We start from the raw sequence: 20,316 nt of genomic DNA on the forward strand, positions 1-20,316 counted from the left end.
TCCGTCAGACCGCAGCGGGAACGGTACCCGTTCGCCTGCCGCGCGCTTCCTTCACACGCGCCTCGTCGAGCGCACCGACCATGTACAGCGAACTCTCCTGCCAGTCATCGCACTCGCCATCGAGAATGGCCTTGCACCCGGCGATGGTGTCCGTCAATGCAACCGACCGGCCAGGCTGCCCGGAGAGCGCCTCCGTCACCGAAAACGGTTGCGTGAGAAAGCGCTGCAGGCGGCGGGCCCTTTGCACAATCCGGCGGTCGTCAGCACCGAGTTCCTCGATGCCCAGCAGTGCGATCACATCCTGCAGCTCACGCTGATGCTCGATCACACGGCGCACCGCATTGGCCACGTTCACATGCTCGTCGCCAACGACAAGCGGATCGAGCAGGATCGACGTCGAGGCGATCGGATCGATTGCGGGATACATGCCTTCGGCGGCTTGTGCACGCGACAGCACCACCATGCTGTCGACGTGCGACGAAATCGCCGTTACAGCAGGGTCGGTGAAATCGTCGGCGGGAACGTAGACGGCTTCGATCGCTGTCACGGCCGCCTCGCCGATCGACGCGATCCGCTCCTGTAACGCGGCAACCTCGCTCGCGAGCGTCGGCTGATATCCGACTCGCGACGGCATGCGGCCCAGCAGCCCCGAAACCTCTGCCCCCGCCTGCACGAACCGGAACACGTTGTCCATCAACAGCAGCACGTTCTGATGGCGTTCGTCGCGGAAATACTCGGCGATGGTCAACGCTGTCAACGGCACGCGCCAGCGTGCCCCCGGCGGCTCGTTCATCTGGCCGTAAACCAGCACGGCGCGCGGCAGCACGCCGGAGCTGCGCATGTCTGCAAGCATCTCGTGGCCCTCGCGCGAGCGCTCGCCAACGCCCGCGAACACGGAAATCCCGCTGTGCTGCTCGGCCATCGCGTGGATCAGTTCCATCACCAGAACAGTTTTTCCCACCCCCGCGCCACCGAACATCGCGGCCTTCCCTCCATGCGCGAGCGGTGTCAAAAGGTCGATGATCTTGATCCCGGTAGCGAACAGCCGGGTCGCACCGCGTTGTGCCGACAACGCTGGCGGCGCGCGGTGAATCGGACGGCGCTCCACGCGCTGCGGCAGCGGTGCGCCCGCGTCTTGTACGGCGCCCGACACGTCGAACAACCGCCCGAGCGTCAAGGGGCCGACAGGAACCTCGATTGGCAGGCCGGTCGAATGTACCGGCATGCCGCGCGCAATGCCGGCCGTAGACTGCAGCGCGAGCGCCCTCACGACGGTGTCGCTGATGTGCGCCTGCACTTCCGCAAGCACCGGCTGCCGACCATCGCACGTCGAGACGAACATCGCGGTATCGACGGGCGGCAGCGCGCCGCTGTCGAAATCGATATCGACAACGGCGCCACGCGCTGCGATCACGCGCCCCGTCGCGGCGAATCTTTCGATCTGGCTGGCTTCTCCACTCTCGTCAATCGACACGTTCCGTGCTCCACGTCGAATTCCTGAATCCCTTCAAGATAACGGGGAGCGCCTGAGTGGAACTGATCCTGATCAATGACTGCACGCATGGTTCCCATCGCGCGAACGACGGATCGCCTGTCGGCACGCGCCGCGACCTGCAGGAATCGCTCGACCTCGCGGAGCAATGCAGCGTCCGCGCCCATATGCGTCGCGGACCGCCTGAGGAACGTCAACACGGTCTTCAACAGCGCCTCGATGGGACGGTAGATGGACGAATCATGACGGAACCCGATTGACGCGCCATCGCGCACGAAAAAGGCAGGCGCCCCCTTGCCGGGGCGTCACACCACCCGCTCCGTTGGCCGCCGGGCCTGCAGCCGGTGCCGGATGCTACGCGCGAACGCCTGACGCTTTAAGCCGTCGACGCCCAGACGCAAGTCACGGGCAGCAACCACGCAACTTGCGATAGCCGGCTTGCCCGCCGCACGCGCCAACTGCGTCAACGCCTGGGTGGCGCCCCGGCGACGCAGACAGCACAACAGCGCCAGCCGCTGGATGTGCCCGCCGTGCTCTTTCAGCCACGTCACGGCAGGAGCCGAAGCATGTCGCGCCCAAACCGCGGACCCGACCACCACGACGTCATAGCTCGAGACGTCGTGACGCGCAGGCAACAGGTCAGCACGCCGCTGGAGCCATGCATCCACCAGCGACCCTACGTAACTGCGTGCGCCTTTTCGCCCGACTCCCAGGCGCCGCTCGCAGATTGGCTCGATGTCGGCGCCAAGCTCCGACGCCAGCATTTCGGCAATACGCCGGGTCCTACCGCTGCGCGAGTAGTACACGACAAGAATCGGGCTGCGAGGCTCTGACATGCGAGTCATCTCCACTTGACGTCCACCGTGTAAGCCGGTCGGCGCACGGTCATCATTTCACGTGCATTCCACCATTGATGGCCTCGCCGGCGAGCGGCATCCGCATGAACGAACGGGACGCGCGTACGCGAGGCGTCACGCCTGTGATGCTGTCTGAGCGCCAGAACCATGACCATGGTGCCGAACCAGCAGGACCGGCCTCTGCGACGCGCGAACGAGCGACTCTGCGACGCTGCCGAGCATGAACCGCGATGCACCCCGCCTCCCGTGCGTACCCATCACGATGATATCGGCGTCGCACTCTTCAGCCGCGCGAGCGATCACCTCCGGCACGCTCTCACCGTACGCATCGATCGCGCGCGTCTTGCCACTGACGCCCGAGTCCCGAAACAGCGCATTCGCCTCGTCGAAGATATGTGTCGCGGCGTTCGACGCGGCAGAAGGTTCAGGCTCGAACTCGAACCGTGCGCTGACCTCCCCCGGCCATCGTCCACGGTCCACCACGGACACCCCATACACCACGCCTCTGGACTCTTTTGCGAGCCTGACCGCCTCACCGAGCGCCATCTGTGCGCTCGCGCTGTCGTCAAGTGCAACAAGGATTCGGTCGTACATGATGAACCTCCCGTTGTGACGCATCGGCTACCTGGAACGTGTACCGAATCGTATAAAAGGCAGTGTGTTCCTGTCCCCTCGTCGCCGATTGACTCAGGTCAACCGGACGATGGTCCGGTGTCGGCGGTGTGACCAACTGTTATGTAGCCGCTCAAAAACGGCTTTTTTTAGGGCCACACGCGCGATATGTGAACGCGTACAATCAAAATATCGATCCTCAGTCGTGCCCGGCAACGTCTGTGAAGCGGTCATTTGTCGTCGGGCAAAAGACCGCAGCTTCGCGAGAACGGTCAAGTTTCCCCTGCAATCTGTCTGACAGGAAGAAACCCAACCATGATCAAGGTACTGTTGGCCGACGACCATGCCCTCGTCCGCGACGGCTTGCGTCACATACTGCAGAACGCCAGCGGATTCGAGGTGGCCGGCGAAGCGTGGGACGGCGTGACCACTATCGCGCTCGTCCGCTCCACACCGGCACAGGTGCTGGTTCTCGACCTGACCATGCCCGGTCGAAACGGCATCGAACTCATCAGGCAGATCAAGGACGAGCAACCCGCGTTGCGCATCCTCGTGCTGACGATGCACGCCGAGCAGCAATATGCGGTACGCGCATTCAAGGCGGGCGCCGCCGGCTATCTCACGAAGGAAAGCGCAAGCCTGGAACTCGTCAACGCTGTCACGAAGGTAGCGGCTGGAGGGGTGTACATCAGTCTGGCAATGGCTGAACGCTTCGCGCAAACCCTGAACGAACCCACGGAAGCATTACCGCATCAACGCCTCTCCGACCGCGAGTTCGATGTCTTCAGACGAATCGTTTCCGGTCAGAGCATTACGGAAATCGCCCACGAACTATGCGTAAGCGTAAAAACCGTCAGCACGCACAAGACACGCGTACTCGAGAAAATGCAGTTGCCGAATGAGAACGCGCTGGTTCGCTACGCGATTCGTTACAAACTCGTCGACGATGACGAGCTGTAGATACCTTTCGATTGCCAACGTTGGTAGGAATTTTCCTAGTTTAGCTACCTTGCATCCTATCTCCTCTTAAAGCGTCGCCGATACTTTTTCGCGATAAGCGCGCCGATACTTGATTCACCGCCAAGCGCCGCGCACCATGCGGGCGCAAACGACGGTCGAGGAGACAAACATGTTTGACGCAAACACGCTGGCTTCCAGTCACGCCCCGGAAGACGCCACTGCCGCGATCATTCCGATCCGTCCCGTCGAGCAGAGCAACTCGGCGCGTCGAGCCACGGCGCGCTGCTCGTCGTGTTCGATGCGCACCGTCTGCATGCCGCCCGATCTGAGCGCAGAGGATCTGTCGAAACTCGACACAGTCATCTGCACGACGAAGACCGTCAAACGCGGCGACACGCTGTTTCGTACCGGCGACCATTTCAAGAGCATTTACGCGATACGAGCCGGATCGTTCAAAACGGTCGTCATGCACCGCGACGGCCGGGAACACGTGACAGGTTTCGAGATTGCGGGCGATGCGCTCGGGTTCGACGGCGTCTGCGCGGGCGAACACAACTGCGACGCAATTGCACTTGAAGACAGCGTTGTCTGCATTATCCCGTTCGCGCAGCTCGAGGTCATCTGCCGCGAGGTGAAGTCGATGCAGCATCATATTTATCAGATGATGAGCGGTGAAATCGTGCGGGAGTCAGTACAAATGATGCTGCTCGGCACGATGTCGGCAGAGCAGCGCGTGGCCTCGTTTCTTCTTAATCTCTCCCGGCGCTTCAAGACGCGTGGATTCTCGGCCGCTGAGTTTCATCTGCGCATGACACGCGAGGAAATCGGCTGTTACCTCGGAATGAAACTCGAAACCGTGAGCCGTATGTTTTCGAAGTTTCACCGCGCGCATCTCGTCCATGCAAACGGCAAGACAGTCCGCATCGTCGACCCCGAGCGGCTGGCGAAAGTCTGACCGCGCGTAGCAAGGCGTGAGCGGAGCGGCTTCGGCGGCACCTATGCGGACTGGCTGACAACGTCAATTCAGACGGTTGATTTGTCTCAAAGACGAGTTGCCGAGGCATGCCACGATAAATGCAGGGCAAGAGGCGTGGTCCTCGCACGGCCAAGCAATGTCTCACATGAACAACGTAATAACGATCTTTATCGACTGTTCCCGACTGACCGAAATCCGCTCACCTCGCCTCGCCAACAAGGAGCTTTGTCGTGAACCACGCCCGCTGGTCCATTCTGCTTACGTGCGCCCTGGCGCTCTCTGACACCGGACTGAACACAGCCTATGCGCGAGTCGATGAACCGACCGAACTGGTCGACCAGCAGCATTGCATGTTCTGTCACACGTCGGATGCGCCATTTCTTGCGCCGTCGTTTCATCAGATCGCGGACCGCTATCGGGACGTGCCCGATGCGAGGGCGATGCTCGAAATCAAGCTGAGAAAAGGCGGTCGCGCGCACTGGGGCGATACGCCCATGCCTCTGCCGCCCGAACGTGGCGGCCCGCTGTCCGCCGAAGATGCACACAAACTGATCGAGTGGGTCATGTCCCAATGAGATGCTTCCCAGCGCCTGGTCGTTGGTCGATCCCGGAGACACTGATGAGAGTTACCGTCCACCTCGATGCGTTTCAGTACGCCGACGCCGCGTATGCCGTTCTGTGGCTAGATCGCGAATCGCGTCTGTGGTCACGAGAAGGACACGCAGTGTTCGAATTGCCCGAATGGGGTACTTTGGCCTACCGGAACGACAACACCCGTGTATGCGGCGCCGGGTACGACCGTGGGATCTTCGAACTCACCGGGCTCGACCTTGGTTCAGCCACGGGTCCATGCGAAGGCGAGTCGGGACGGGCGTTGTGGTACCGCCACGCTCATCACGCGCCTGTTATCGGCAAGTGGCACGTTCAGTGCGTCGATTACACGGAGTCCGATCCGGAAAACGGCGTGTTTGCCGAAGGCGGTCTCTGAATCTGCGCCGTGCGGCCAGACATCACTGCCGCCGATGTTTCGCGGCGCTCTCGGCGGCCTGGAGTTCTCTTTCCGCGGCGTCGAATGCGCAGCGGACCGCGTGTTCCGCATTTTCGCTGGAACAATGTTCGATAGGTTTGAGGTCGCGCGAGCGCGTGATCAGGTCGAGGCGAACTTCGTAGGTCGGCTTGGCCGACGGCGAATGAATCTCCTCGATTGCCAGATGGCAATTTGAAAGCAGCCCGCTGTACCGTTCGAGCCGCACTAGCTGCGCCGCGGCCTCGCCTTCCAGTCGTGTCGTTCCACAGAAGCCCAGATAGACGATCTGCATGCTGATGCTCATCTTCGCCTCCGTCACACGCCTATATCCACTGCGCGTAGATAACTACTTGTGCCACGGGGACATCATCGCCTGTGCCGTACTGTCCTCGTTGACCTGTATCAACCGCGCGCGAGGGCCGGGGTCAGGCGACTGCCGACGGTCCGAACGGCCGCCACGGTAAAGGGAAAACCCTGATGCCCTCCAGTTCGGCACGCGTGTGTGACGGCAGCACACGACAGGGCGAAAGCGAGCGATCATATTTCGTGTGTGCGTAGGCTATAAATCAGCTACCGCCCCGCGGCAACGCGCTGCCCAGCGAAGCAGCGTCCACGCGGAGGTTGCTACTTTAAGCGACGGAGATCGAATGGAGCCGCACAAGCCACTGAGCAGCTTGACCCACGAACTCTTCCGGCAAGTTGTGGAAGCTGCGCCCAACGCGATGGTCATGGCCGACCGGGAAGGGCTGATCGTTCTCGTCAACGCGCAGGCGGAAAAGCTTTTCGGCTATCCGCGCGACGAACTCGTCGGCAGCAGTGTCGACATGCTCGTGCCCGAGCGTCTGCGCCGCGCGCATCCCGACTACCGACGCATGTTCTATGGTGACCTGAGCAGCAGACCGATGGGAACCGGCCGTGACCTTTTTGCGCTACGAAAGGACGGTAGCGAAGTTCCCGTCGAGATCGGGCTGAACCCTGTCACCACCGACGAGGGCATATTCGTACTGGCCGCCATCGTCGATATCACCGAGCGCAGACGCCTGGAGGAACGCTTCCGGCAAGTGGTAGAGGCCGCGCCGAATGCAATGGTGATGGTGGATCAGCAGGGAAAGATCGTCCTCGTAAATGCGCAGACCGAGCATCTGTTTGGCTACAGTCGTGACCAGTTGTTCGGTAAGTCAATCGAAACCCTTGTGCCCGAGCGGTTTCGCGCCGGTCATCAAGTGTCTCGAAGCGCATATCTCGATGATCTGAAACCGCGGCCGATGGGCATGGGCCGCGACCTGTACGGCCGCCGTCAGGACGGTTCGGAGTTTCCCGTGGAAATCGGGCTCAACCCGGTACGGACCGCCAACGAAAACTTCGTGCTCGCCGCCATTGTCGACATCACCGAGAGAAAGCGCGCGGAACAGGAGCTCATACGCAGAACCGAAGAACTCGCGCGCTCGAACCGGGATCTCGAACAATTTGCATACGTGGCGTCCCACGATCTACAGGAGCCGTTACGTGCGGTCGCGGGTCCGCTTCAACTGCTGCAGCGCCGATATCAAGGACAACTCGATGGGCGCGCGGACGAGTTCATCATGCATGCAGTGGATGGCGCCACGCGGATGCAAAAGCTGATAGACGATCTGCTCTCCTATTCCCGGGTCGGACGATCGGGCGCGGTGTTGCAGTTGACCGAATGTGCTGCAGCCCTTGACCAGGCGCTTAAGAGCTTGAGCGTCGCGCTACAGGAGTCCGGTGCGCAGATCACGCGAGGGGAATTGCCCGCCGTCATGGCGATTCCAACTCAACTCGCCCTGCTGTTTCAGAATTTGATCGGCAATGCTGTCAAATTTCGGAAGGTCGATCGCGCCGCGTGCATCGACATCGGCGCTCGCCGAGCGGACCACAACTGGGTGATCTCGGTGAAGGACAATGGCATCGGCATCGATCCGCAATACTTTGAACGCATATTCATGATTTTTCAGCGTCTTCACTCCCGTGCCGATTACCCTGGTACAGGGATCGGCCTTGCGCTATGCAAGCGTATCGTCGAGCAGCACGGCGGACGCATCTGGGTCGAGTCCCAACCCGGCGACGGCACGACAGTTTTCTTCACGCTCAATGCAGTAACGGGAGACAGTATCCCTTCACAGCACAACTCGCTGGAGTAGCTCATGCTTTCACAGCCCGCCGACGATCTGATCCATATCCTTCTGGTTGAGGATAGCCCGACCGACGTCATGATCACGCGTGAAGCCTTCGATTACTACAAGCTTCTCAACCCTTTGCACGTAGCCGAAGACGGCGTTGCGGCGATGGAGTTTCTACGGCGCGAAGGCAGGCACCGTGACGCGCCCCGGCCCGGCTTGGTCATTCTCGACCTCAATCTGCCTAAAAAGAGCGGACGCGAAGTTCTTCAGGAACTGAAGGCGGACCCCGACCTGATGAACATTCCCGTCGTCGTGTTGACCACTTCCAAGTCAGAAGAAGATGTGGCGAAAACCTATGGACTGCACGCGAACTGCTACATCACCAAGCCGGTCGACTTCACCAGGTTCGTCGAGGTGGTGCGCAGAATCAGTGAATTCTGGTTCGGCGTGGTGACTTTGCCCCCTGCCAGATCATGAACATGTCACGGGAAGTCCGGGTCCTGCTTGTCGAGGACAGCCCAACGGACGCTCTGCTGATAGAGGAAGCACTGACTGATGTGCTGGACTTTCAGCACCGTCTGGTCCGTGCAAACCGCTTGTCTGACGCACTTGATTGTATTCAGTCGGCGCAATTCGATATCGTGCTTCTGGATTTGGGCTTACCGGACGCGCAAGGAATTGGCACGTTCAGGGCACTGAATCAGCATGCCGCCGACCTGCCTGTGCTGGTGCTGACCGGACTTGAAGATACATCGGTGGGACTAAGGGCTATTCAGGAGGGTGCGCAGGACTATCTTTCAAAGCGGGATATCAATTCATCTGAGCTTGGCCGCGCCATACGCTATGCGATAGAGCGTCATCACATTGCGATGGCGCTCAAGGAGAGCGAGGAGCGGTTCCAGCTCGCCGTCAGAGGCGCGAGCGCCGGACTGTGGGACTGGAATCCACAGTCCGGCGCCGTTTATCTGTCGCCTCAATTCAAGGAAATCGTGGGGTACGAGGCGGACGAACTGCCCAACGACAGCCATCTTATCCTCGACCTGATCCATCCTGACGATATTGAAACCGTCAGGACGCAACTCGCCGCGCACCTCGCGCAGAAATACGCCTACGAGATCGAATACCGCATACGTGCCAAAACGGGCGAGTACCGCTGGGTGCATGCACGAGGGCAGGCCCTATGGAACCAGGCGGGCGAAGCCTATCGCATGGTGGGCTGGATTATCGACGTAACGGAGCGTCGGCTGGCCGACGAGGCACTGAGAGCGTCGCGTGAAGAGTTGAAGCGGCTGTCCGTGAGCATTCAACGAGCCCGCGAGGATGAAAAAACCCGGATCGCACGCGAACTGCACGACGATCTCGGTCAACAGCTGGCGGCACTCAAGATCGAATGCGCGAAAAATGGCAGCCTTGGCCGAGATCACGGTACGACGAAAGAGCGCGCGGACATGTCCACTATCTATGCGCTGATCGATCAGCTGGTGGTTTCCGTGCGACGCATTGCGACCGATTTACGGCCCGCCATGCTCGACGATCTCGGACTGCTGCCTGCTATCGAGTGGTTCATCGAGCGGTTCTCGTCGCGGTACGAGATATCGGTCGACGCGCAAATCGACGCGGAAGATATCCACTTCAACCAGGACAGTTCCACCGCAGTGTTTCGAATCGTTCAGGAGGCGCTGACGAACGTGGCTCGCCATGCGCACGCGACTCAGGTAACGCTCGAAATCACGCGCAGCGAACCGTATTGTATCGTCCGTATCGTCGACAACGGGCGCGGTTGCCGAAGCGATATTCGACCGTCCCCTACCTCATTTGGTTTAATAGGCATGCGGGAACGCGTCGCCGCCCTGAGCGGCGATCTGACCATCCAGACCGCGCCCGGCCGGGGATTCGCGCTCACCATCATGCTGCCGCTCTCGGTTGTTGAGGCGGGCAGCGCTTGAAGGACGCGGCACGCCCAGTGTGATCGCTCATTGATAGCGGTCAATTCCGCGAGGGAGGCAAACTTTCCCGACGGGCTCATGGGTTCGACGCGTCGACGGACCGATTTTCGGTGCTGTGCATCCGGCCCGCCTGACCATGCTGAATTTCAGCTACACGGACAATGAATTGTCGGGCGACCCGCACGGTCACGTCGACATGATCCGGCTGCCGACGCGTATTGTTCGCTTTCTGGGGGCTCCCGCTATAGCGCTAAGCGTGCCTGCCTGCAGCGTGGGTCTGCACTTTGCGGCCAGATTCCCGATTGCTGTCGGCGACGGCTTGCAAGCTTGTCAATCGTCCGAGCAGACGTTCAATCTGCTGAGCAATTGCTTCGTCACATTCCGCGCTACCCAGTGCTGTTCTCAGGCGCGCCTTCCAATACGCGGGATCGGTGACGGGGCTGCGCACTGAGAAATACGCCCGGGTCTGTTCGAGCAACGAGATTGCGGCCTTCAGATGCGCAAGATCGCGCTCGAGTTCCTGATACGACGACGAGGACATGGCAGCTCCGCAGATTTAGTAGTCTCCACCTCCATACTGCCTGGCGACATTATTCATATAATTGACACCGATCAATTCCGGCGCGCCAGACGCGCGCAAGGCGCGGCTTCACCGTTCGTCTGCGATGTCGTTATCCCGCCTCTCTGACGTCCCGACGACGGTTTTCGAACGCGTCCATTTAATCCGATTGATGCAAATCAAGCTCAGGTAGACGTCGCGGTGAGTCACTATCATCAATCGCCGCTTCGAACATGAACCGTCGAGCGTTCAGACCACGCGTCCGACCGATCGCCAGGATGGGCCGTCAACGCCACGGCATCTCGGGGGCACCCTTGTCCTGATTCCGATTTCGGCAGAGACAACGTTTTCGACGAAAGGAGGCTTGCGTGAACACAACGACAGCGACATTCAACATTTCACCGCGGGATTGTGACCTCACGAATTGCATCGTTGAGAATATTCGCCGCGATCCTTCCTTGTGCCACGAGTCAATTTGCGTTGACGTGCGGGACTGTCGAGCCGTCCTGCGAGGCACCGTGTCCAACTATGGCGCCCGGATTGCAGCATTGGAAGCGGCTGAGGAGGTGCATGGCATTGCCTCCGTCACCGGAGAACTGACCGTCGAAGTGCCTCGGCATTTGCGCCGCAGTGACGCACAGATACGAGACACCGTGCTGGATGCTTTGAAATGGAGGGCGTGTTTGCCCTCCGGAGCGGTTACGGTGTCCGTCTTCAATGGGGGCGTTACGCTTTCTGGCAAGGTTGATTGGTCGTACCAGCGAAAACTTGCCGAGAAAGTTCTTGTGCGTTTGCCGGGTATCACGTCGATCAGCAATCAACTCAGTGTCAGCGACCGGCAGATCCAGTTGGAAGTTTCAGCACGAATCCGCGCCGCGTTGTGCGTGGCCGCCGAGACACGAGCCGATGCGATCAAAGTCGAGGTACGTGACGGGATCGTCACATTGCGCGGCCCATTGCCCGTCGTCAGCGAACGTGCGCTCGTGATCGCTGCCGCCCAAAACCATTCTGAAGTGCGTAACGTGTGCGACGCACTGAATACCATTGCAGCCGCCTGAGCAACGTTTTGCGCCACATGCGGCATGACAAGGTGTATGCAGAAGAAAGAAATCGACCAAATATTACCGAGCCGCTGGTCCCCGCAATCCTGAGTTGCACCAATGTGGCGAGGCTGCTCGGGATGGAAAACTCTCAATGCCAGCGTCGACCGACGCAGAAAATTGCCGAGCAGCATGCTCAGCAGTTCCATCGGAAACCCTCGAATCGGCGAAGAATTGGATAGGCAGGCGCGCCGCCAGCACCTGCCTTGCAACTGCGGGCCCCCGTCGTGGATAACGATTCACGTCCGAACCCCGCGCAGACGCAGCGCGTTCCCGATGACAGACACCGAACTCAGCGCCATCGCCCCACTCGCAACGATTGGGCTGAGGAGAATGCCGAGCCACGGGTAAAGCACGCCTGCGGCAATTGGAATGCCGATGGCGTTATAGGCGAACGCAAAGAACAGGTTCTGGCGGATATTCTTCATCGTCGCCATGCTTAGCGAGCGAGCCCGCGCGATGCCCCGAAGGTCACCTTTCACGAGCACTACCCGTGCGCTGTTCATTGCGACGTCAGTGCCCGTCCCCATGGCGATGCCCACATTGGCCTGAGCCAGCGCGGGGGCGTCGTTCACGCCGTCGCCCGCCATGGCCACGATGCGCCCCGACTTTTGCAGTTCCTGGACGTGCCTGTACTTGTCTTCTGGCAGAACACCCGCCTTGACGTCATCGAGGGCCAGCGACGCGGCGACCGCGCGAGCCGTGACCTCATTGTCACCCGTCAGCATCACAACCCGGACACCGGTTGCCTTCAGTTGCCGCACGGCCTCCGGTGTCGTGCCTTTGACCGGGTCAGCGACGCCGATATAGCCTGCCAGCTCGCCGTCAATCGCGAGATACATGACAGTCTGCCCAGCCTCCCGCAGGCGGTCCGTGTCGTGCTCCACAGACCTGCAATCAACGCTCAGGTCCGCCATCAACCGGGCGTTACCTAGGGACGCCGCGTGCCCGTCAATTTTTCCTGTCACGCCCTTCCCCGGAACGGAGTCAAAGGTGTCGACGTGTGAGGTCGCTGCTCCCGCTTCTTTTGCGAATGTCGTGATTGCCTGCGCGAGCGGGTGTTCGCTTGCGCCTTCCAGGCTGGCGGCATAGCCGGGAATCTGCGATTCCTGTGCGGGTTTGACCGCCACCACCTTCTGAACGCGCGGTCTTCCCTCTGTCAGCGTACCCGTCTTGTCGACGACGACGGTGTCCACCTTCTCCATCATCTCGAGAGCTTCCGCATCCTTGATCAGCACACCCTCCTGGGCCCCCCGTCCGACACCCACGATGACGGACACGGGCGTGGCGAGCCCGAGTGCACAGGGACAGGCAATGATTAGCACGCTAATGGCGACAACCAGAGCGTTTGCGAGCGCAGGAGCAGGTCCTGCAACCGCCCAGACCAGGAACGCAACGACCGCGATGCCAATGACGGCCAGCACAAACCATCCCGACACCTGGTCGGCGAGCTTCTGGATAGGTGCACGCGAGCGGCCCGCGTCCGCGACCATTTGCACGATACGCGCGAGCAGGGTGTCGGAGCCGACCTTCTCCGCGCGCATCAGAAACGTTCCTGTCTGGTTGACCGTTGCACCCGTCACCTTGCTCCCTGCAACCTTTTCCGAAGGAATGGATTCGCCCGTAATCATCGATTCATCGACGCTCGAGCGCCCGTCCGTTACTTCACCGTCTACGGGAATCTTTGAACCGGGTTTGACGCGCAAGATGTCGCCGACGATGACAGCCTCAAGAGGGACAGTTTCCTCTCCATCTGACCCGATGCGAACCGCCGTGTGCGGGGCGAGTTTCAGCAGGTCACGAATCGCACTTGACGTGCGCGAGCGCGCGCGAAGTTCGAGCACCTGACCAAGCAGAACGAGGGTCACGATGACGGCAGCAGCCTCGAAATACAGGGGCAGTTCGTGTCCGTGGCGGAATGCCTGAGGTAAGGCGTCGGGAAAAAACAGTGCGAACACACTGAACACGTACGCAGCCGCCACACCCAGCCCAATGAGGCTGAACATGTTCAACTGCCGGGTCGCGAACGACGTCCATCCGCGCGCGAGGAAAGGCCAGCCGCCCCACAGCACGACAGGCGTGGCGAGCAAAGCCTGGAGGCATTGAGACCACGATGCCCTCATCCAGTGCGGGACACCAGAGAACAGCCCGTCGATTGCCGAATTGATGTCGAACGGCAGAATCATCTCGCCCATCGTCATCATCAACAGCGGAACCGACAGAACCAGCCCAACCCAGAACCGCCGGGTCATCGACTCCAGTTCGATGTTTCGCACCTGCGTCCCGGCCGGAAGCACCGGCTCAAGCGTCATACCGCAGATGGGACAGGAGCCGGGGGCAGACGCGCGAATTTGCGGATGCATCGGGCACGTGTAGATAACGCCGGTATCCGGTGCAAGCACGTCTGCTACGTCCGTGGCGCTGTGTTTGTGGGCCAGGCTCTCGTTCGCCCGTTGCGGGTCCCCGTGAACATGCGTATGCGATGAGGCCATCGTGTGCGTCCCGACTCAGCCTAATGAAGCTGGACGGTATTGCCCCCGTCCAGTCGGGGAATAAAGCGCGGCGTGTGTGATGCGTACTCTCGCCAGGCGTCTCCGAAGCGCGCTTCCGAGTCGCGTTCTTCCTGCATTGCGAGCCTGACGTACATGAACACGAGTATCGGAAACATCAGCAGCGTGACAAGGGTGGGCCATTGCAGCAGAAAGCCAAACATGATGACGACAAATGCAACATATTGCGGATGGCGGATTTTTGCGTATGCACCCGTTGTAGCGAGTTGTCCCACGCGCTGTGCCTCGTACAGAACGTGCCACGCGGTCGACAGCAGATAGAATCCGCCGAAAATAAAGACGATGCTCAGAATGTGCGGAAGTGCGAAATGCGGGTCGCCGTGTCGGCCCGTCATCATCCACCAGATGTGTCCCGAGTCGTGTGAGAACAGATTGGTTTGCGGAAAACGTGTCTGTAACCACCCCGATAAGAGATAGATGGTGAGCGGAAACCCGTACATCTCCGCGAAGAGCGCGACGACAAACGCAGAAAATCCGCCGAACGTGCGCCAGTCGCGTCCGGTTGCCGGCTTGAAGAAGCTGAAAGCGAAGATGATGAAGACCAGCGAGTTGATGACGACCAGACTCCAGAGTCCGTAGCCCTTACCGATGCTGCTCACGGCCGTCTCCCTGTTCCGATGCGCGTTCTTCGTTAGCTGAGCCGCGATGGCCATGCCCATGGCCATGCCCATGTCCGTGATGCATAAAAAGATGCATCAGCGGGCACGACAGCAGCAAAAGATAGGGCAGCACGCCAAGGAAATGCGCCCTGTGCTCGGAAAAGAGCAGGAACAACGCGATAGCCGCGAACACCAGCAGCGCAATCGCCGACCGCGACCTCCAGAAGGGGCGTGAGGCGTGCGTGGTTTCGTCCATGGTCCACTCCGGTTACAAGTTTGAACCTACTTGCCCGTGCGCGGATTTTGCGCGGACTGGCGGTCCATCATTGCCTGCATCATCATCGGCATCATATCCAGTCGCATTTCCATCAACGCGTACTTCTGGCCTGACATCGGCATGCCGCTTGAATCCTGCTTCATCAGGTCCATCATCTGCATGTCGTTCTGCATGGATTTCATCTGCTCATCCATCAGCGCGGCGCGCTCCTGGAGCGTAGTCGCGGCCATCATCTTCTCGTGCATCGCCTGCATCTGCTTCCTCTGCTGGTCAACGCCCGGGCATTTTTTGCTCTTTGCGGACGGACCACTGGCCGCCGCCGGATGATGCGCTTTGTGGGCAGCGGCATCAGATGCCGGTTGAGCGCCCATCGCAGTTCCCGCGTGCAGTGTGAGAAACGACGCCGCAACCAGTGCTGACCCTTCGGAAAAGGTCATTCGTGCCTCCGTGAAGACGGTTGCAGGCGACTGCTTTTTGCACCTGCTGCTTTCAATGTATCGCCGGGTCCGTCGCCCTCGTTGATTTAGCTCAATTAAACGCTCCAGCTGAGATGCTCTGTCAGCAGTCCCCGGCATGAGCCACCGCAAGGTGACGCTTGCCTGCGGCAATTGACGTATGTCAAGCCACGGAGTCGACGCCGCCGTAGGATGGAATGACAGAGACGTGCGCCGGGGACGCGACGGTGTGCACGTGAACCTGTCGAATCGCAGGAGTCTCCGTATGCCAGGCAGCCTTAAACACTCCGATAGCATTCGACGCTTCGTTCAGACGACTTTCACGGTCCTGGCTTTGACGTCAGTTACAGCTCTTGCCGGATGTGGCTACAACTCCATCCAGACTGAGGACGAACAGGTCAAGGCGAGCTGGTCGGAGGTCCTCAATCAGTATCAGCGACGCGCTGACCTGGTACCCAATCTGGTCAACACGGTTAAAGGGTATGCAAATCAGGAAAAGGATGTCCTGACGCGCGTCACTGAAGCCCGCGCACAGGTCGGCTCCATTCGGGCGACTCCCGAGATGCTGTCCGACCCGCAGGCGTTCGCGCAATTCGACTCGGCACAGGGTCAGCTCAGCTCATCTTTGTCCCGCCTGCTGGTGGTGTCGGAGAACTACCCGCAACTGAAATCGGACGCGAATTTCCGCGACCTGCAGGCGCAGCTCGAAGGAACTGAGAATCGCATCGCCGTGGCGCGCAATCGGTACATCAAGTCGGTCCAGCAGTACAACTCGACTGTGCGGTCGTTTCCAAACAACCTGACCGCGAAGGCCTTCGGATACCAGGAAAAGCCGAACTTCTCGGTTGCGAACGAAGCAGAAATCGCCAAGCCGCCGCGCGTTGATTTCGGCGCGGCGCCCGCATCCGCTGGCGGAGCCGACAATTGAAAGGCTTTCTCACGGTACTCATATTCGTTATCGCGTCGCTGGCGTTTGCAAGACCAGGCGCGACTGCGGAAGTGCCCGTACCGCCGCTCACTGCACGGGTTATCGACGAAACGGGCACCCTGACGGGCGAGCAGCGTTCGGCGATCGAGCAAACCCTGAGGGACTTCGAAACCCGCAAGGGAAGCCAGATTTCGGTGCTCATCGTGCCCAGCACGCAACCCGAGACAATCGAGCAGTATTCGATGCGGGTGGTCGAGCAATGGAAGCTGGGGCGTACCAAGGTGGACGACGGAGCAATGCTGATTGTCGCGAAGAATGACCGGACGCTTCGCATCGAAGTGGGATATGGCCTTGAGGGCGCACTGAACGATGCGACCAGCAACCGGATTATTCGTGAAGTCATTGTTCCCAGATTCAAACAGGGGGACTTCTATGGCGGCATAGCGGCGGGCGTCGACAGCATGATCCGCGTAGCAGAAGGCGAGCCGTTACCTGCCGCGCAGCGACGCGGGGAATCGAATGGTATGGGCGGGCTCCTGCCTGTATTGTTCGTGATGGCTGTTGTCGCTGGTGGTGTGCTTCGCGCCATCCTCGGCCGGCTCCCGGGTGCCCTCGTAACGGGCGGCATCATCGGCGTGCTGGCATGGTTTCTTTCCGGCGCTATCGTGCTGGCCGTCGTTGCCGGCGCGGTGGCGCTCGTATTCACGCTTGTAGGCGGTGGAATGGGAGCATTCGCCGGAGGCCGTTACATCGGAGGCGCGACAGGAGGAACTGTCGGCCGTTCGAACCGCGACATCTTCAGAGGCGGCGGTGGTGGATTTGGTGGTGGCGGCGCTTCGGGGAGATGGTGACCGTGGACTTCAAACGTATCGTTCGACATCTGTCGATGACCCGCTGGTCGGTCAATGCCGCTTTTCCACCGCGCACGCTACGGGCCATCGAGCAGGCCATTCGTGAGAGTCACCGGGCGCACATTGGTCAGGTCCTGTTCGTCGTAGAAGGAGCACTGCACAGCACGCCGCTCTTCGATGGGCTAACGGCGCGCGAACGGGCAATTGACGTGTTCTCCCAGCTTCGAGTATGGGACACGGAGTGCAACAACGGGATTCTCATCTATCTGCTCTTGGCCGACCGCGATGTTGAAATAGTCGCCGACCGAGGCATCAATTCACGTGTTGCAACTCAAGAATGGGAAACCATCTGTAGCATGATGGAATCGGAGTTCCGATCTGGTAGTTATGAATCTGGTGCCGTACATGGAATCGAGCAAGTCACGGCGCTGCTCAAGTTGCATTTCCCCGCGCTTTCGTCGCCCCACGAGGACCTACCTGCTAAACCCGTGTTGATGTAGGCCTGTCGTATCCGTTCGGAGGTGCATCTGCTATCGCAGACATTCTCGAGTCCTTGCAGACCGGGGCCCTGGCCTGCGAGCGGGACGTGCTCGTCCATGTCACCGCGGACCTCGTCAACGAACTCGCGATACTACGCCACTGATCTCGTGCATAGCGTGGATGGCCTCCTGCGTATCGTTGACAAATCGAACGAGCCTGGCCGGTCCCCCATCTCTGCCACACACCTTAGCTGCGCCTGATCCCGGATTTCTTCCGGTTAGTGCCACAATATGGTGATACCCGTGTGCAGGCCAATTCTGGTTATGGAGGCGGACGTGATTCGCATCGCAAATGCAACGGCTTTTAGCGACGGTAAAAGGAAATTTCGCCTCCCGGTTGGTCGATGTTTTGCGTCGGTTCTTGTTGGCGCGACGTTAACAGCAGGTTCAGTACAAGCCCAGTCCCCTTCGTTCGACTCGTTTGCCGTCCCCTCCGGTAGCGCACCGCACGATGTCGCGCCAGATCCCGGCGGCACCGTCTGGTACACCGCCCAGGCGCAAGGCGCAGCGGGAAGGTTGGACCCGCGCAGCGGCAAGACGGAGCGGGTTCAACTCGGCAACGGATCGGCACCGCATGGCGTGATCGTCGGTCCTGATGGCGCGGCATGGATTACGGATAGCGGGCTGAATGCGATCGTCCGCGTCGATTCGAAAACACTCGCTGTCACACGCTTCCCGTTGCCCAAAGACCGACCGAACGCCAACCTGAATACGGCCGTTTTCGATAAACGCGGACACCTGTGGTTTACCGGACAAGGCGGAATCTACGGCGAGCTCGACCCCGGAAGCGGCAGCATGCGCGTGTTCAATGCGCCGAGGGGGCCGGGTGCCTACGGAATCTGCGTCACGCCCGACGGCAGCTTGTACTTTGCTTCACTGGCTGGCAACTACCTCGGGCGAATCGATCCCGTCAGTGGCGCGGCCCATGTCATCGAGCCGCCGACACCGGAACAGGGCGCACGCCGGGTATGGTCCGATTCGAAAGGACGCGTCTGGATCAGCGAATGGAACGCAGGACAGGTTGGGATGTTCGACCCGGCGTTGCATCGGTGGCGCGAATGGAAACTGCCGGGCTCCCATCCTCATGTATATGCGATATTCGTCGACGATAAAGACATCGTCTGGCTCAGCGAATGGAGCGCTAACGCGCTGGTGCGCTTCGATCCACAAACGGAACGATTCGAGATGTTCGCGCTGGCCCGCCCACACGCGAACGTACGCCAGATGATGGGCCGACCGGGAGAAGTCTGGCTATCCGAGTCTCGCACGGATCACTTGCTGCGCTACCGATCCGGCGCGGCGGTTGTCGGAAACAAGTGACGCCCCAGCGCCACGTCCGCAGTACAGCCCCGCGGTCCCTGCTTCGCATTCGGGTCGGCGAGGCTCGGCAGCGCATGATGAGCGACGCCCCACGGAGGTATCAACATGCGCGGAACGACGCAATGCCCCGCACATTGCCGGCCGCCACGGACTCGCCACTCATCGCCTCTATCTGGTCGACCGGGCGTTGCGTGTGCATCATCTACCAGGCCGCCACGCATTGGACAAAGGTCGATATCACTACATTGATCGGTCAAGCACCTCCGGCACGAACCTGTACGGATAATCCGGTTCGCGATAGCCATCCGCCTTCTGCCGAGGGGGCAATTGCACCTTCGTCCGCGGCACGCTCTCGTATGGCACCTTGCTAAGAAGGTGACTGATGACGTTGAGCCTGGCGCGCCTCTTGTCATCCGAACGCACGACATACCACGGCGCGAAATCCGTGTCGGTCTTCTCAAACATGTCGTCTCGGGCGCGGGAATAATCGTACCAACGATGATAGGACTCAAGGTCCATCGGCGACAGCTTCCAGATTTTGCGCGCATCATGGATGCGGTCTTCAAGTCGCCGCGTTTGTTCCTCCTGGCTTACCTCCAGCCAATACTTGATAAGAATGATGCCCGACTGGATGACGGCATGCTCGACGAGAGGAACCGCGGTGAGGAACGCTTGCGCCTGCTCTTCCGTGCAAAATCCCATCACACGCTCTACCCCGGAGCGGTTGTACCAACTGCGGTCGAAGATCACGACCTCGCCTGCCGCAGGCATATGCGGAAGATACCGTTGCACATACATCTGGCTTTTCTCGCGCTCGGTCGGTGCCGGCAGTGCAATCACCCGGAAGATCCTGTGACTGACACGTTCAGTAATCGCTTTGATTGCGCCGCCTTTGCCAGCCCCGTCGCGCCCTTCGAACACGACGCAAACTTTGGCCCCGCTGCTGACCACCCATTGCTGCATCTTTACCAGCTCCACATGCAGACGCCGCAGCTCTTTCAAATATGCCTTGTTGCGGAGTTTGCTTCCACCTTTCTCTGCCTTCTGCGCAATGTCCGCCATGTTCATCCTCCTTGAGAACGTCGAGATCAAGCGCTACCAGCGCGACGC

The 20,316-nt window shown here is 60.1% G+C and carries 23 protein-coding genes; 13 read left to right on the plus strand and 10 right to left on the minus strand.

Annotated elements, in window-relative coordinates; genetic code table 11:
- Positions 1 to 4: 4 nt before the first annotated feature.
- A complete protein-coding gene (gene atpD, locus H3V53_RS13065) occupies positions 5 to 1,474 on the minus strand; it encodes a F0F1 ATP synthase subunit beta (RefSeq protein ID WP_336598267.1) in 1,470 nt (489 codons plus the stop codon).
- A gap of 56 nt (positions 1,475 to 1,530) precedes the next feature.
- Between atpD and H3V53_RS13070 the strand changes: the two genes are divergently transcribed.
- Positions 1,531 to 1,752, plus strand: a complete 222-nt coding sequence (locus tag H3V53_RS13070) for a hypothetical protein (protein WP_336598324.1) — start codon at positions 1,531 to 1,533, stop codon at positions 1,750 to 1,752.
- 45 nt (positions 1,753 to 1,797) lie between these two features.
- Here H3V53_RS13070 and H3V53_RS13075 read toward each other — a convergent pair whose 3' ends face one another.
- Positions 1,798 to 2,328, minus strand: coding sequence for a flavodoxin (locus H3V53_RS13075; RefSeq protein WP_336598268.1), 531 nt, complete (start codon positions 2,326 to 2,328; stop codon positions 1,798 to 1,800).
- A 135-nt stretch (positions 2,329 to 2,463) separates the two neighbouring features.
- On the minus strand, positions 2,464 to 2,943 hold the full coding sequence (locus H3V53_RS13080; protein WP_054924482.1) for a universal stress protein: 480 nt from the start codon (positions 2,941 to 2,943) through the stop codon (positions 2,464 to 2,466).
- A gap of 333 nt (positions 2,944 to 3,276) precedes the next feature.
- Between H3V53_RS13080 and H3V53_RS13085 the strand changes: the two genes are divergently transcribed.
- The 4 genes from H3V53_RS13085 (at position 3,277) to H3V53_RS13100 (ending at position 5,885) form a co-directional block, all read left to right on the plus strand.
- The gene (locus H3V53_RS13085) at positions 3,277 to 3,921 is read left to right on the plus strand and encodes a response regulator transcription factor (protein ID WP_336598320.1); all 645 of its coding nucleotides are present in this window, start codon (positions 3,277 to 3,279) and stop codon (positions 3,919 to 3,921) included.
- A 169-nt stretch (positions 3,922 to 4,090) separates the two neighbouring features.
- Positions 4,091 to 4,876 carry a fumarate/nitrate reduction transcriptional regulator Fnr gene (fnr, locus tag H3V53_RS13090; protein ID WP_054924474.1) on the plus strand — a complete coding sequence of 262 codons (786 nt, stop codon included), beginning with the start codon at positions 4,091 to 4,093 and terminating at the stop codon, positions 4,874 to 4,876.
- Between the two features lie 290 nt (positions 4,877 to 5,166).
- Positions 5,167 to 5,472 (plus strand): c-type cytochrome, encoded by a 306-nt coding sequence (locus tag H3V53_RS13095; protein WP_336598321.1) that lies wholly within the window; start codon positions 5,167 to 5,169, stop codon positions 5,470 to 5,472.
- Between the two features lie 44 nt (positions 5,473 to 5,516).
- On the plus strand, positions 5,517 to 5,885 hold the full coding sequence (locus H3V53_RS13100) for a DUF3564 domain-containing protein (protein ID WP_336598269.1): 369 nt from the start codon (positions 5,517 to 5,519) through the stop codon (positions 5,883 to 5,885).
- A gap of 22 nt (positions 5,886 to 5,907) precedes the next feature.
- Here the strand turns inward: H3V53_RS13100 and H3V53_RS13105 are convergent, their stop codons facing one another.
- Positions 5,908 to 6,216 (minus strand): hypothetical protein, encoded by a 309-nt coding sequence (locus H3V53_RS13105; RefSeq protein ID WP_419539489.1) that lies wholly within the window; start codon positions 6,214 to 6,216, stop codon positions 5,908 to 5,910.
- Positions 6,217 to 6,571: 355 nt separating this feature from the next.
- Here H3V53_RS13105 and H3V53_RS13110 point away from each other — a divergent pair, with 355 nt between their 5' ends.
- The 3 genes from H3V53_RS13110 to H3V53_RS13120 are packed head-to-tail and all read left to right on the plus strand — an operon-like array spanning position 6,572 to position 10,008.
- Complete coding sequence (locus H3V53_RS13110; protein WP_336598270.1) at positions 6,572 to 8,083, plus strand: sensor histidine kinase; 1,512 nt, start codon at positions 6,572 to 6,574, stop codon at positions 8,081 to 8,083.
- A gap of 3 nt (positions 8,084 to 8,086) precedes the next feature.
- Positions 8,087 to 8,539 carry a response regulator gene (locus tag H3V53_RS13115; protein WP_054924479.1) on the plus strand — a complete coding sequence of 151 codons (453 nt, stop codon included), beginning with the start codon at positions 8,087 to 8,089 and terminating at the stop codon, positions 8,537 to 8,539.
- On the plus strand, positions 8,533 to 10,008 hold the full coding sequence (locus H3V53_RS13120; RefSeq protein WP_336598322.1) for a PAS domain-containing protein: 1,476 nt from the start codon (positions 8,533 to 8,535) through the stop codon (positions 10,006 to 10,008). The genes H3V53_RS13115 and H3V53_RS13120 overlap by 7 nt, the downstream gene beginning before the upstream one ends.
- A gap of 250 nt (positions 10,009 to 10,258) precedes the next feature.
- Here H3V53_RS13120 and H3V53_RS13125 read toward each other — a convergent pair whose 3' ends face one another.
- Positions 10,259 to 10,549 carry a hypothetical protein gene (locus H3V53_RS13125; protein WP_336598271.1) on the minus strand — a complete coding sequence of 97 codons (291 nt, stop codon included), beginning with the start codon at positions 10,547 to 10,549 and terminating at the stop codon, positions 10,259 to 10,261.
- A gap of 386 nt (positions 10,550 to 10,935) precedes the next feature.
- Here H3V53_RS13125 and H3V53_RS13130 point away from each other — a divergent pair, with 386 nt between their 5' ends.
- A complete protein-coding gene (locus tag H3V53_RS13130; RefSeq protein WP_336598272.1) occupies positions 10,936 to 11,625 on the plus strand; it encodes a BON domain-containing protein in 690 nt (229 codons plus the stop codon).
- Between the two features lie 281 nt (positions 11,626 to 11,906).
- Here H3V53_RS13130 and H3V53_RS13135 read toward each other — a convergent pair whose 3' ends face one another.
- The 4 genes from H3V53_RS13135 to H3V53_RS13150 are packed head-to-tail and all read right to left on the minus strand — an operon-like array spanning position 11,907 to position 15,484.
- Entirely contained in the window at positions 11,907 to 14,159 is a 2,253-nt protein-coding gene (locus tag H3V53_RS13135; protein WP_419539486.1) for a copper-transporting P-type ATPase, read from the minus strand.
- A gap of 20 nt (positions 14,160 to 14,179) precedes the next feature.
- Entirely contained in the window at positions 14,180 to 14,836 is a 657-nt protein-coding gene (locus H3V53_RS13140) for a methyltransferase family protein (protein WP_336598273.1), read from the minus strand.
- Positions 14,820 to 15,092, minus strand: coding sequence for a DUF2933 domain-containing protein (locus tag H3V53_RS13145; RefSeq protein WP_336598274.1), 273 nt, complete (start codon positions 15,090 to 15,092; stop codon positions 14,820 to 14,822). Before H3V53_RS13145 ends, H3V53_RS13140 begins: the two co-directional genes overlap by 17 nt.
- A 26-nt stretch (positions 15,093 to 15,118) precedes the next feature.
- Positions 15,119 to 15,484 carry a hypothetical protein gene (locus H3V53_RS13150; protein WP_336598275.1) on the minus strand — a complete coding sequence of 122 codons (366 nt, stop codon included), beginning with the start codon at positions 15,482 to 15,484 and terminating at the stop codon, positions 15,119 to 15,121.
- A gap of 349 nt (positions 15,485 to 15,833) precedes the next feature.
- On the opposite strand from H3V53_RS13150, the gene H3V53_RS13155 reads away from it, so the two are divergent.
- From H3V53_RS13155 to H3V53_RS13170, 4 genes are all read left to right on the plus strand, one after another.
- Positions 15,834 to 16,496, plus strand: coding sequence for a LemA family protein (locus H3V53_RS13155; protein ID WP_336598276.1), 663 nt, complete (start codon positions 15,834 to 15,836; stop codon positions 16,494 to 16,496).
- Entirely contained in the window at positions 16,493 to 17,347 is an 855-nt protein-coding gene (locus H3V53_RS13160; protein ID WP_419539487.1) for a TPM domain-containing protein, read from the plus strand. Before H3V53_RS13155 ends, H3V53_RS13160 begins: the two co-directional genes overlap by 4 nt.
- Before the next feature lie 2 nt (positions 17,348 to 17,349).
- Positions 17,350 to 17,847, plus strand: coding sequence for a TPM domain-containing protein (locus tag H3V53_RS13165; RefSeq protein ID WP_336598277.1), 498 nt, complete (start codon positions 17,350 to 17,352; stop codon positions 17,845 to 17,847).
- Between the two features lie 315 nt (positions 17,848 to 18,162).
- Positions 18,163 to 19,206 (plus strand): Vgb family protein, encoded by a 1,044-nt coding sequence (locus H3V53_RS13170; RefSeq protein ID WP_419539488.1) that lies wholly within the window; start codon positions 18,163 to 18,165, stop codon positions 19,204 to 19,206.
- 240 nt (positions 19,207 to 19,446) lie between these two features.
- On the opposite strand, the gene ppk2 is transcribed toward H3V53_RS13170, so the two are convergent.
- A complete protein-coding gene (gene ppk2 / locus H3V53_RS13175; protein WP_336598280.1) occupies positions 19,447 to 20,268 on the minus strand; it encodes a polyphosphate kinase 2 in 822 nt (273 codons plus the stop codon).
- Between the last annotated feature and the right edge of the window lie 48 nt (positions 20,269 to 20,316).

Source organism: Paraburkholderia bengalensis (assembly GCF_037126505.1).
Taxonomy (GTDB): domain Bacteria; phylum Pseudomonadota; class Gammaproteobacteria; order Burkholderiales; family Burkholderiaceae; genus Paraburkholderia; species Paraburkholderia bengalensis.